This is a genomic window from Anaerocolumna sedimenticola (assembly GCF_009931695.1).
Lineage (GTDB): Bacteria > Bacillota > Clostridia > Lachnospirales > Lachnospiraceae > Anaerocolumna > Anaerocolumna sedimenticola.
Genome location: NZ_CP048000.1, coordinates 2,078,587 through 2,092,424, shown reverse-complemented (window position 1 = coordinate 2,092,424; position 13,838 = coordinate 2,078,587). Strand labels below are relative to the sequence as shown.

9 protein-coding genes are annotated in these 13,838 nt (G+C 38.8%); 1 reads left to right on the top strand and 8 read right to left on the bottom strand.

Features of this window, described 5'->3' with window-relative positions; genetic code table 11:
- Positions 1-154: 154 nt before the first annotated feature.
- Positions 155-988 (top strand): helix-turn-helix domain-containing protein, encoded by an 834-nt coding sequence (locus Ana3638_RS09230; RefSeq protein ID WP_161837761.1) that lies wholly within the window; start codon positions 155-157, stop codon positions 986-988.
- A 123-nt stretch (positions 989-1,111) separates the two neighbouring features.
- Here Ana3638_RS09230 and Ana3638_RS09225 read toward each other — a convergent pair whose 3' ends face one another.
- The 8 genes from Ana3638_RS09225 to Ana3638_RS09190 all read right to left on the bottom strand — a co-directional run bounded on the left by Ana3638_RS09225 (position 1,112) and on the right by Ana3638_RS09190 (position 13,758).
- Positions 1,112-1,429, bottom strand: a complete 318-nt coding sequence (locus Ana3638_RS09225; protein WP_161837760.1) for a cyclic-di-AMP receptor — start codon at positions 1,427-1,429, stop codon at positions 1,112-1,114.
- Between the two features lie 389 nt (positions 1,430-1,818).
- Positions 1,819-2,109 carry an ABC transporter permease gene (locus Ana3638_RS09220; protein ID WP_161837759.1) on the bottom strand — a complete coding sequence of 97 codons (291 nt, stop codon included), beginning with the start codon at positions 2,107-2,109 and terminating at the stop codon, positions 1,819-1,821.
- Positions 2,096-5,005 carry a glycoside hydrolase family 38 N-terminal domain-containing protein gene (locus Ana3638_RS09215; protein WP_161837758.1) on the bottom strand — a complete coding sequence of 970 codons (2,910 nt, stop codon included), beginning with the start codon at positions 5,003-5,005 and terminating at the stop codon, positions 2,096-2,098. The genes Ana3638_RS09220 and Ana3638_RS09215 overlap by 14 nt, the downstream gene beginning before the upstream one ends.
- Before the next feature lie 281 nt (positions 5,006-5,286).
- The gene (locus tag Ana3638_RS09210; protein ID WP_161837757.1) at positions 5,287-7,605 is read right to left on the bottom strand and encodes a hypothetical protein; all 2,319 of its coding nucleotides are present in this window, start codon (positions 7,603-7,605) and stop codon (positions 5,287-5,289) included.
- Positions 7,606-7,782: 177 nt separating this feature from the next.
- On the bottom strand, positions 7,783-9,552 hold the full coding sequence (locus Ana3638_RS09205; protein WP_161837756.1) for a type 2 periplasmic-binding domain-containing protein: 1,770 nt from the start codon (positions 9,550-9,552) through the stop codon (positions 7,783-7,785).
- Between the two features lie 265 nt (positions 9,553-9,817).
- Positions 9,818-10,708, bottom strand: coding sequence for a carbohydrate ABC transporter permease (locus tag Ana3638_RS09200; protein WP_161837755.1), 891 nt, complete (start codon positions 10,706-10,708; stop codon positions 9,818-9,820).
- 289 nt (positions 10,709-10,997) lie between these two features.
- Positions 10,998-11,945, bottom strand: coding sequence for an ABC transporter permease (locus Ana3638_RS09195; RefSeq protein ID WP_161837754.1), 948 nt, complete (start codon positions 11,943-11,945; stop codon positions 10,998-11,000).
- 205 nt (positions 11,946-12,150) lie between these two features.
- Positions 12,151-13,758, bottom strand: coding sequence for a response regulator transcription factor (locus Ana3638_RS09190; protein WP_161837753.1), 1,608 nt, complete (start codon positions 13,756-13,758; stop codon positions 12,151-12,153).
- Positions 13,759-13,838 lie beyond the last annotated feature (80 nt).

The window sequence follows — 13,838 nt, the reverse complement described above, 5'->3', positions numbered from 1 at the left end:
CTCTGTTCTTTTAGTAGTTTATCAGGTATAATTGATATTGAAAATTGCAAATACTGCACTAAGGTATGCATATAATGGATGGCGTCTATGTTGGTTGGGATATACAATGGTCGGAGAATTTGATGGATAGCTTATATGATAAATGGAGTAATATATGAATAATGAAGATAAAAATCAGATAACAGTAAGTTTAAATCCCTGGCCGGAATTTACAGGGGCCAGTTTCCGGAATTTCTATCAAAATGAAAAACATATAACAAGAATCTGCGATTTTTATGTTTTAATATTTATGTTGGAAAGAAGTCTTTTCTTCCGGGAAGATGGTAAGGACATTGTATTAAATAAAGGAGAATGGTACATCCAAAAACCAGACCTGCTGCAGCAGGGTATAAAAGGGAGCCCGGCTCCTTCTTACTTTTATATCCATTTTAATGCCAAGGAAATACCCGATATAGAAAATGTATCTTTAAACAAGAGCCAGAATATTGCAAATGTGATATTACCAAGGAGAGGAATTTATGACAGTAAATTTCTAATACCTTTATTTCATCAGTTAGATTATTGTTATAGGAATAAAGCCGTACATCTTCTCAATTGTCAATCCATATTCCTATCCCTCCTGAATACTATAACGGTTAACAATAATACAGAGGAAAAATCAGGGCTTGGCCGGCAGATAACGAAATATATTTCCGAAAATTATAATAAAGATATAAACTGTAATTGTCTGGCAAAGCAATTCCATTTTTCTACCGAATATATTAACCGGAAAGTAAAACAATACTGCGGGCAGACTCCGGGCCAGTATCTGCAGGAAATCAGAATTTTAAGAGCCAAGGAACTATTAGCCAATACCGATCATACTCTTTCCTATATAACAAAGGAAACCGGTTATCATGATACCACCGTATTTTATAAAGCATTTAAAAAGCAAACCGGAATTTCACCCGGCAACTGGCGGGAAGAAAGCAGGGGAATGAGCAAATAGGTACTCTCAAACAATTAATATATAACGAAAAAACAGACAAAAAACCACCCTCCTGATAGTATTAATCGATATCTATCAGGAAAGTGGTATATTTACAAAAGCATTCAATACTTACTTATCATTTTAGATTTTCTCAAATCGGTCTACATCCATTACAAAAATGGTTGCGCCTCCAACGTTAACCAAAACCTGCATGGAGGTATATTCAGCCGGTCCGACGGGATTGGATATTATCTGCTGACGCGGTCCGCATTCTTTTTTCACAACACTTATAACCTCTTCTACTTTCTCTTCTTCTGTGCCAATCATTAGGGTAGTATTTCCTTCCCTTAAAAATCCTCCGGTAGAAGCCAGTTTCGTTACATAAAAACCTTGTTTATTCAACCCTTCCATTACACGACTGCTGTCAACATTGCGTACAATTACGTAGATTAGTTTCATAGAATCCCATCCTTTCAACATTATAATCGATTTGCAAAGCATTTGTTAATTCAGAAAAATTCTTTACTTCTGTCTTGCATTTTCGTTTTTCTTCATGTTCCTTACCCTATCAATGGTATCCCCAAACTTAAACTTTTCGTTGTGTTACAATTAATTTATACATATTGCCTTTATCTAATTTAATTATAGTATATCAGGATTGGAAAGTAAAGTTTAAAAAGGGTTATTTTACTTTTATCCATTTCTTGTTTGTAATTTAGGTAGTTTAACAATTATTATATTGTAATATAGGTATTCCAGTTATTAGGAATACCTATATCATAGCCTATAATATAAAAACTTGCCATTAAAAATTACTATAACCTAAACAGACAAATAACTTTTGGAGATTAAATCCAATGCATTATCTGAATAACCCACCTTATAGGACTTGCGAAACTCATGATCTGAAAAACCTTAGGCATGTTTTCTACTGCTACAAACGTTCCTCCAAGTAAGGACAGAATAACTGCCAAACCGGATGCGGAAATATTGGCATTCATATCATTTTTAATTACCCCGCAAAGAAAGGCTGCATAAAGGCAAGCAACAACGGCTATAAAACCTGCTATTAAAACTGTTTGGACCGGCTTAAGCTCCCATTTTTTACGGATCTCATTTTGACTACTATATCTCCTCACCGGATATCTGAACCATTACCGTGGAATAGGCAGGTATTGACACTTTTACAGTATTTCCTGAGATTGTAACCGTGCCGTCCATTTCTGTTCCTACTATGTCGATTAGACCTGCTTTTTTAGGTTCCTGGTTAAATTCTAAATTAACTTCTGCCCTCTGTCCGCAGATTTCCGATATCCTTACAACCAGTTTTCTATTTAATCGGAAAATTCCCGATACGACTGCATTTTGAGTTTCATTCAGTAACCCCCCATTTATTTTCAGCATACTTTCTGTTAAGGGTAAAGTTCCTTTATGAACGTTTCCTGATTGAAACAACAGCGGGTGGAGGAACCTAGAAACCAGGGTTTGTAAAATTACAGGATTCTTCTCACAAATTCCGGCATAAAGCGTAATATTATGTATTCCTCTCTCCGGATAAGGATCTGGATTTGTCGTGGAATTAATTAAGGTGCAGCTTAATCCGTCCTCACTGCCCCGATACCCATATTTACAGTCGGAAGCCAGGAAAACAGCTTTGCTGCTTTTTTCATCCAAGGCTGCACCAAAGGTAAGTCCGGGTACATCCAATTGCATTCCCCTCCTGTACTGAACTCCGCCGGGCACATCATATAGGAAGTTATCTGTCTCTTTTAACGGCAAATGGTACAGGAGTACCGGTACCGGTTCTTTATCCCTGCTTACTTCATGCCAGTCAATCTCCAGATGAATCGTTAAAGCCCTTGCACCCTCTTCTAAAAATACTTCAGTCTTAACCAGAGAATTTTTCACTGTTTGTTCCACTGTAAAACCTTGACGCAGGTTCCCCTTTTCCATCGTTATCTTTGTGGTTTGAAAACAATCCGACTGGATATCGGTATATCTGCCTATCTGCCATGCACTGGAGGAATCCCGTTCCGTCGTCAAATACCTAAGTCCGCCTCTTTCCTTATCTTTTAATAATTCTTTTCCGGTTTTTTTATCATTTAAGGAGATCAGAGAACCATTTTTAAAGTCAAATTCTGCACGAAGGAATTTATTTTCCAGAATGATATTTTCCGTCGGTTTATTGGTTCTTACAGAAGGCTGTAAATAAATCTGATATTCTTCCGCTTCTTTTTGTGAAAGCACAATCGTAGTAAATCCGAAGGCAGGAGCCTTAACTTTTACCAATACTCTGAAATATTTATGATCCCAGTAAGTTTTAGGCATGGTATCAATTAACTGTATCGGAATTTCTTTTCCATTTGTATCCTGTGCATAAAGATAACGCAGATCTCCCGTATAATCCCATACCGTCAGCAGACAGTTATCTTCCCTGTCGCAGGCCGTTACGTTAAAGATATGATAAATCCTGGTTAGTCCGGCGCCCTGTTCAGGGGCAGGAATACCTTTTAAAGCTGTTATTCCATAACCGGCGCCCGCACCCTCTGACTGAGAATAAGCTTTACTCTCTACCGGGAGGCCCTCCTCCATAGAGATACCGGAGGTATCAATATTACCGGCTAATGCCTGCATTGCAAAGGAAGCTCTGGTGCCGGCAGTTGCGATTGAATGAGATAGCAATCCCATTGCATGTTCCCTGCTTTCCTGAACACAGGATCCGGTTAAGATATCATGGAAGTGGGTGAACAGCATACTCTGCCATGCCGACTCATACTGCACTGATTGATACGGGGTATGAAGTATGCCATTTGCAAAAGCATCCAGACACTCTGCCTCATAAAGGCCGTTCTCTGCATGACGGTTTCCCAGTTTCAAACGGCTTTGGGTTGTATAACATCCCGGAAATATAAAATTAAGTTCCTGTTCCACTACCGGAATCTTATCCCTTACTGTCTCTGCCGCTTTAAAATAATCATGGAAAGTACCGAACCGTAATTGAGGAAATACAGGCCATTCCATCATTTCTATTGCTCGTTCTAAATCTTTACGAGTTGGGCCGCCGCCGTGATCACCCACTCCATAAACCACAAGTCCGGTCTTAAGTCCACCGGAGCGTTTCGCCACATCGATTAATCCGATGGCTGGCAGCGGAGTTATTCCGCTGTTATACCAATACTGTTCCCGGTACACCAGAAGTTCCTTACCGGACTTTGAACGCCAGCGGTATAACGCATTATCTCCGTCCAAGCCCCTGCAGTGATAATAATATTTTACCCCGCCTAAGGTGTCTAATTCCGGTAAATGAGCGGAATGGCCGAAAGTATCCGGTGAAAAATCGATATCAAGGGAAGCTTCTTCCACCTCCCAATGTTCCTTTAAGTACTTTTTGGTATAATAGATATGGTTTAATAACGATTCGGCTGACGGCATATTTTTATCTGTTTCTACCCAGGCAGAAGCAGTAATTTCCCATCGTCCTTCCCTGATTCGCTGTTTCATTTTCTCCTTTAATTCAGGTGCATAGTCCTCAATGATTTTATAAACAGCCGCCTGGGATTGGGAAAAATGAAAGTCAGGATACTCCTCCATCAACTTTAACATAGTCTGAAAAGTTGCTATGGTTGCGGCAACCGTCTCCTGCCAGCCCCACATCCAGTTCATGTCAATATGGGCATGAGCCGCTAAGATAAGTTCATATTCTTTCGCGACACCGGAAAGGGGTAACAGCATCTGTTCCGCTTCCTTGCAAGTATTAATGGTAAGTGCCCCCTCATTATTCATCTTATCCAAAAGATAATCCAGAGTTTGATGCAGAATACCATCATATTTTCCATTAAGCTCTTTCGAAAGCCGGATTGAGAATTCTATCTCTGCTAATATTCTTCTATTCCACGCATTTGGCATGGTTATTCCATAAAATTCTTCCATTGGCTGGCCAAAGGTTTCCTCGTAATGATATTTTTCACGATTTCCTCCAACCTGCCGCTTTAACCTGGTGTATTTTGCCGCCGGATATATCAAATTTTCTTTCACTCCTAAACCTCCTTATTCAAAGTTTTTTGAACAGTATCAGTTGTATGGTATACAGCATGTAATTGCTTGATTTGCAATTACATTGATGCATATTGTTAATACCGAATAAAATTATAATATAAACAACTCATAAAATATATAGTTTATTGGTAAAAACTGATAAATAAATAGTTCTGTTACTATAATTAATTTACTTCATAGTCGGTAAATAATTAATCACTCCATAATCAGGCTGTAGATAAATCACTTAATAATTAAGCTGTTATGAACATACTAATTCATTATTTATAAATACCGTCAATCTTTATCAGCTGGTTCCTGCTCTCATAACTTATAAGGACTGTTCTGGATGATTCATCCCATATAAAATCAACCGGTACCGGATTATCTTTTTCGTCCTCTGCTTTCACGGATACTACCTGTCTTGGCAGCCTTACCCTAAGATATGCTTTTATATGGTCAGCCGCTTTTACTTCCATGGAAAAACCACTGCCCTCCTCTGTTTCTTTCAGGGAAAATACCCTGGCCGAACAGCCAATAACCCGGTATTGAATTCCCTCTATTTTAGCAAAGTCAAATAATATGGCATTTTCGTCTTCTTTCAGTTGTTTTTCCGTAATGATCTTATAGTCATTCTCAAGCATATTGGCAAACAAGCCGTGGAAAGTATGTAACTTCGATGGATTAGATATATCACTTTCATCCATAACAGCGGAAATGATATACGGGCCCCTCCTGATGGTTAACTGATTCGTATATTCCCAGGAACGGTTGTTTATAGCTAACAATTCTTTCATACGTTTTCTGAATTCTTCCGCTAATCCCTTAGAGGTACATAATTTAGCAGGAGCCATATTCCAAATTAAACTATATCCCTTTCCAACTTCAAAAATGCCGTCTTCCGGTCTACGGGGCATCCCAAGCATCTCGAATAAATGCTCTGCTGGATTCTCATACCCCGAACTATTTTTATCATCGGTCAGGGAACGGTTCCACCAGCCGCTTATTCTGTGGTAAGGATCACTGCCGTCGCCGATATACATTAATGACCCTCCGTTTTTAACCCATGCCGCAAGGGCATTATTTACATCGGGTGATTCCGGTTTGATATACTCATAACTTAGAATTAATGTAGTATAATCATCCAGATAACCGGGAAACCGCCTAACATTATCTAATTGAACCGGCCTGATGGGAAGACCGTATTTTAGCAAAGGTAAAACCATACCGAAAAAGTTTGGAAAAGCAACGCTTTGTATCAATGCAAGATAAGCCTCCTTATCACCAGCCACCGCTTCCATATATGCTTTACTTTCTATGGAACAATCCTCTCCATTGTGTTCCCTGTCTTTGAATTCCCGTATTGTTTTTTCCATGGTTATAATATTTTCTTCCGGTACGATACCATCCGGATAACTTCTCTGGAATAACCCGGAATCCGACATAAATACTCCGATACCGCCGTCGATTCCATCAAAAACATAATCCGTCTGATCCATATCTCCAAACAACTGCACCATACTGCTAAGTAACGTTGCATATTCCTTAGGAATTGCTTTTGCTCCCGGCATATTCGTGGTAGGGATGGTTCCGCCTGCAAGGCCTGCTTTACGCGGAAATACGCCGTTAAATACTCTTCTTGGCCAGGGACAGATTTCATAGGTATGGACAGCCGGATGTAAAAGGGATGCTACTGCTGTCTTAAGATAATTGAAGCGGTAATCCTCCCAGGTATATTCCGGATTGTCTTCGATGGGGTCATGAAGAAACCACATTCTTCTGCCGGTTCCCTTAACAAGTTCCTGCATAATACCATATTCCAGATAAGCGGTTTCAAAGGTCCTCTCTTTCACGATTCCCTCAAAAACATTGGCAGTTCTGCTGGTGCCGGTCCAGACCTGAGCAATGTAACCGTCGACTGCCGGCAAATCTATTAGTGCCCCCTCCGGACTGATAATTTTCCACTGGGTGTAATTCACAAGGCTGTGGGTAGGAATATAAAACCGCAGAACACGGTTATATTTTGTTAATGCATATTCTTTCAGAGACGATCCGATACGGCCGATTGCTCTGGTATAAAGATATGCTTTTAACTTTGCACATTTATACCTGGCATCAAGACCGGTGTGGGGCGGCTGCCAGGGTTCCCTGTAATAAAGCAGGTATTCCCGCTTAAAGCTTTCAGAATAACCGCCATGATCCCAGAATTCCGGTTCCTCCATATGGATTGCTTCCACACCCGCATCTACGGCAACCTTGAGTTTTTCTGTCAGATAGTCGATGAAAGCAATGGCAGGAGACATATAAGGTACCTCTTTTCCATGTTTGATATGTTTCCCATACCGGTCCATCTGACTCTCATCCCAATGGTTTCTTTCATCATATTTTCCATACAGATAATCCTGATATTCTCCCCAGGATATACCTGTCATTAAATGAACCACATATCCTTTTTCACGAAACTGCCGTACCCTTTCCGGCATGGTAGCATCGATGCCATAGACCATAACAAAATCACATTGTATATCAATATTTGGCTCCCACGGTGCACTCTCCTGGTAACCGGTAAGTTCTTTCGTTCGTTCCCTGATATAAGCCATTTATTTAACCTCCTGTTAATATTTTGTAATCCAGCTAATTAATACTCCTTGTTTTCTGTGAAAAATACATAAAGCAGGAGCTGCTGCAGAATAGATAACAACAATACTTACGTGTTATTACCGAATTGTAAGTATACGTATATTATTTCTTATTATTGCAGCAGCTCCTTACATCAATTAATCCAGTATATCATCCCTGGATTTTGCACATTCGTTAACAAATTTAAGGTAATCTTTAAAGATACCGTTCTCCTGGGTTAATAAATAGTTCTGATAGTCTTTTAATATAGCGCGTGCCTCCTCTTCCGTTCCTGCAAAATATGCACGCTGAGTATAATCATCTCTAGTTGTACCTTCAAAAGCAAACTTCTTTACAACATCATAATTCTCGTATTTAATAACAAGCCCTGTTAACGGATATCCGTTTACACGTTCAACCGGACGGGCTTTTTTATAAGCTACCTGCTCCGGAACGGCTGCATCCGCATCACCTGGATTGATTTCTCCCCACCAGGTAAAACGTTTATCTGCCTGAAGAGTACGGCCTAAGATATAAGTAATACCTTTCTGGCGTAATTCTTCGTCAACCGTAGCATCCCCTGCTTTCTTTCTTTCCAGTATATCTGCATTTAAACGCGGCTGTCCTTTATCATTCATAGTATAGGTATCTCCTTCAATACCATACTGACACAGACGGGCACCCTCTTCACTGTTGACATAATCAAGATAAGTTAAAGCTGCATCAATATTAGAGCAGGAAGTCGGGAAAATGATTGCAGGTGATCCGTTACGTCCGTTTTGTTCAAGCTGTACAAGGGGTGAACCATCCTTATAAGTCATCGGGCCTACCGGTATATAACGCATATCCGGATTTGAACTATATAAACCGGTGAGTTTTGTGGAATTAATAACGGACCCGAACTGAGCGGAAGCAAACAGTGCGGTACCATTTCCCACTTTTTCATCTGCCTGGGCATCCGTTTGTTTAAAGCATTCCACATCCATTAATCCCTTGTTTACTAATTTCCAGATAAACAGTTCTCGGGTAATCCAGTCATCCGTAAGGTATTTGTAAGTATATGTGCCGTCTGCCTGTTTTACATAATCAGTAAATTGTTTTTGTGAATAATTAATAGAATAACCTGTACTGTCCCAGCCGTTATGATAGGTGGTAGCTACGATACAATCATTTCCATTGGCATCTTTAAAGCCATATTCTTTTGCTTTTTCCATAAAATCATATAATTGATCTGCAGTTTTTATGGTAGTTGGATCAATTCCTAAAGTCTTTGGTACATCACCGCGGACAAATACACCGTAAGTCCAGTTTGTAACGTCGGCATCATCCCCGGGAGTTTCCTGGGGCAAAATATAGCGGTGACCCCCAAAGCCTTCAAAATCCAAATCATTTTCCAGGTAAGACTGTGAAACTATACCAATATCATAAGCATTGGCAAGATTGGGATATTTACCAATTAAATCTTCTATAGGAAGTAAACGCCCCTCCGTGGCTGCTTTTTTAATAACTGCTGTTTCACCGGCATCTCCCCCCCAATAGGGAGCATTAATTATATCGGGCATATCACCGGAAGCAAACATAAGATTTAACTTTTCTGTCTCACTCATCATGATCCCTTCGTATTCTACCGTGACACCGATTTTATCCCTGATTGCGGTAGCAACCTCATTGTTGTATTGATCTGCTGCTGTTTTAAATCCCCCATTCCAACATACCAACATCTTCAATTTGACATCATCAAATTTCTTACTTCCCGTATCAGCTGACGTTTCTGCAGGCTGATCCGTACTTTCACCGGTAACAGTTGAAGCATCCGAAGCAGCTGGTTTTGCTTCCTCGTTGGTATCCTTGTTCCCTTTGTTACAACCTGATAACAGTGATAGTATCATTACCATTGTTAACAGAATTCCAAGAAAACGTTTCTTCATAATTACTCTCCTTTCATTAATCGATGTTTCATAGGAAATTACGAAACTATATAGTTTTCCGAATATACCATACAATTGATACGAATTTCAGAGCTTCAGTTACCCTGTGTGTAAGATTCAGCTCTGAAATTGTATTAATTGCATGGTATAGGAAATAATAGTGGAGTTTCGCAATTACCTAATAGATTTCAGGTAATCTTGTTCCCCAATTACCTGTAAATGTATGTTTAACAGCATGTTCCTCATTTCATGCCGTACATACCGGTTAACCTTTGATCGAACCAATCATTACACCCTTAACATAATATTTCTGCAAAAATGGATAAACCACAACGATGGGCATGGTAAGAATCATAACAAACGCCATCTGTAAGGATTGGGTTGTAAAACTGGTCATAGTGGATAAATTCGTCTCCTGACCGAGTTTAATGGTAGATGTTGTCATTGACTCGCTTAAGAGTTTCTGTAAAAGCGTAGCCGCAGGATAAAGTGCTGTCCGGCTCTGATAATAAGCTCCCGTAAACCAGTCATTCCAGTGACCCACGCCAATAAATAAAGCTAAAGTTGCTATAATCGGCTTGGACAATGGAAGATAAATCCCAAAAAGTATCTTTCCTTCCCCTGCTCCGTCAATCTGGGCAGATTCCCGAAGTTCATAGGGAATACCATCGAAGAAAGTCCTCATTAACAGGAAATTAAAGAAACTGTAAATTCCCGGGATGATATATAGCAGAAAACTCTTTGTAAATCCCAAATCACGCAGCAGCATATAATAAGGTATCATTCCGCCGCCAAATATAGTAGTGAAATAGAAAAAGAATGTGAAAAATGTCTTGCCAGGTAAGGTTTTTACACTTAATGCATAAGCAATCAGGGATGTAAAAAATAAACCTAAAAATACACCGATTAAGGTCCTGGATACGGAGATATTTAAAGAAGAAAAAATTCTGGGATCCTGGAAAGCATGGGTAAAATTTTCCAATGTGAATTCCCTGGGCCAGAAATATACACCGCCCCGTACAAAATCCCTTCCGGTATTGAAAGAGGCTACCAGTACATACCAAAATGGATATAACGTAATAAATCCAAAAGCTGCAAGAAAGAGATAATTAAAAATTTCAAATATTTTTCTGGACCTGGATTCTTTTATTTTCATAATAGAAGACTCCTTTCTATTTTATTCTTCCAAGGATTTGGGTATCAAAGTCCTCTTAGTGTAGATTATGAATACAGTGTATATATATTCAATTTAGCGTCGACCGACCGAGGATACTGCTTATATTTGTCAAGACTCTGACCAAAAATCAAGCCAGGCGACTTGATTTTAAGTCGTTAGAGGTTTGTAAAAAATATAGTATTCGAGAAAAAGGCAGCTAAATAGAATATATATACGCTCGTATTCATTCAAAACACTTTTTTGGGTTTGACACCCAAATCCTATCAATCTACCAAATACTGACTTCCATAAATTTCCTGGTTATTTTATTCGTAAGAACCATCAGGGCAAAGGCAAACGCAGATTTAAACAAACCGATCGCTGTTGCATATTCAAACCTTCCGTAATTCAAACCGGTTTTTAAAACAAAAGTATCCAAAATCTCCGATATCTGATTATTAGCAGGCTGCTGCAATAACAGAATCTGGTCAAAACCGGCATTTAAAATACCTCCAACTGCAAAGATAAACATAATACCTATTGTCCCTTTAATAGAGGGCAGTGTTATATGCCAGGTACATTTTAGACGACCCGCTCCGTCTACGGTTGCTGCTTCATATAATTCCTGATTTACTCCGGAAAGAGCGGAAAGATAAATGATGGAGCCCCACCCTGCGTTTTTCCAGATATCAGACAGAACAACCATGGGATAGAAAAATTCCTTTTTTCCCATAAAAAAGACGGCTTCCATTCCTAAATCCTTACGGAAGTTATTAATAATTCCTCCATAGGGTGTAAAGATAACGGTCATTAAGCTCACTACTACAACCCAGGACACAAAATAGGGAAGATAACTCATGGTCTGTACCACTTTTTTAAACTTTTTTCCTTTTACTTCATTAAGTAATAAAGCTATTATAATAGGGGCAGGAAAACCAAATATAATTTTTAAACCGCTGATTATAATGGTATTTTTCATAACCATCCAGAAATCAGGTGAATGGATGAAAGTTTTAAAATGCTTTAATCCGGCCCACGGGCTTCCCAGAATCCCTAAATTGTAATTATAATCTTTAAAAGCCAAAAGTGCGCCATACATAGGATAATAACAAAACACCAGCAGCAAGACCACACACGGTAAAATAAATAAATATAGCAATTTATGTCTTTTAATTTGCCGGAATATATTCTTGTAACGGTCAGGTCCCGTCTTTATCCCGGTAGAAATAGTTTTCATATCATCCTCTCCCTTCCAGATGCTAATCACTTGCTGTTTGTTTATGTTCCCTTTTCATTTACTATTTTACTGATTTATTTGTACCAATCACATCAATTATTTTAATATTTTTTATGCACTATTTTAATTTTATTATTTCTTTTGCACAAAAAATACTCTCTAATCATTGATTTAGAGAGTATTTTGACGAACTTATTTTTACACCTTACCTTTTTTGTTGTAATTTTTCACGGAACTCAGATGGTGTACATTCCTCATATTTTTTAAAGGTTCTCATAAAATAACTTAAATTATTAAAACCACAGTTTTCAGCAATATCCATAATACTTAGCCTCGTATCTGCCAGTAATTTCTTAGCATAATCCATTCTCAAAGAAATAATATGCTTTGATATGGTAACACCAAATTCTTTTTTATAAGATGCCGAAAGATAACCCAATGAAATACAAAACTGTTTTGAAAGAAAATGTGTACTTAACTGGCTGTTCATAAAGTTACTTTCAATAAAGATTTTTACATTTTTTAATACCGATCTGGCATTATCCGTTACCGCCATCCATTGGTCAAGCGCAGCTGTAATGGTTCTGCAGAGATTTTCAATCAATTCTTCACGGCTTTCAAACTGATCAATGATGCTGCCGGACAAGGTTTCGGTTCCAAGCATGGATACCACGCTTCCGCCAGCCTTTTTTATGGAATTACGCGCCAGGATACACATTAGTTCTACATATAACATACGAATATGCAATGCAGTTCCGGGCCGGTCTGAAGAAAAAATTCGGCGGACCGTATCCAATGTCTGATTTAAATCTCCGGCTGCTAAAAAATTCTGATATAGCTTAATCTGTTCCTCCGGAAGATGTATTACGGCATGTTTCTTACATTCAGTCCAGAAGTAAATTCCTCCTTTCGAATTACCCTCCGATGATAAACGAAGATCCAGTGCTTGTCTGGCCTGAGTTATAAGACTTCCGGATACGGATTCTTCCAAACCGGAAACTCCCATATGTATGGTTCCCTCCGCTTTACAATGGATTTTCCGGTATATATCATTTAATTTTTCATTCAGTATATGGGAAGCTTTCTTTTTATCGGTAACAGGAGATGCTGCAATTAAAATAATCTGCTGTTTCTGCATGAGTTGGTTAAAAATAAGAAAATACTCTCCTCCGATGTCCCGGACAATTTCCTGTACCATTTTACGGAACTGTTCTATATACAGGTTATCTTTGTCTGTGACTTCCGTTTGATTTTGATTCATCTGTATGATACTTATCTGAAAATATTCTGCTTTTCCTGGCAGCATAACAGTTTCAGGAAAATTAAGCCTGGTTTCCATTCCGTTTAGAAAAGCAAATAATTGCTCTTTCTGACCGACATCCAGTTTTTCATCCACATTCTTATCATATTGCATGGGAAGTAACAGCATATTTCGCTGATTCATTACTTTTGAGACGGCATTAGAGAGCGCCGTATTTAATTCCTCCTGCCTCACCGGTTTTAACAGGTAATCCACCACATTAAGTGCAATGGCTTCCTTGGCAAAAGAAAACTCCGAATATCCTGATATAAGGATTGATGCGATATTCGGGGAGCCGGTTCTGGCTGCCCGTACCAAATCGATTCCGCTCATTTCTCCCATTATAATATCCGTTAGAAGAATATCCGGTTTGTATTCCTTAATCATATTCAGAGCTTCTTCGGCTGAAGCAGCCTCCATTACCCATTTATAATTAAATCCACTGCGGCTGACTTTATATAAAATGTCCCCCCTGGCAAGTTTTTCATCATCTGCAATTAAAATACTAAACAATCATCCTACCTCCTAATTAACTGATCTTCCTGGTAATTGCGAAACAAAGATATCGTATCTATATACCGTATAATTCATAT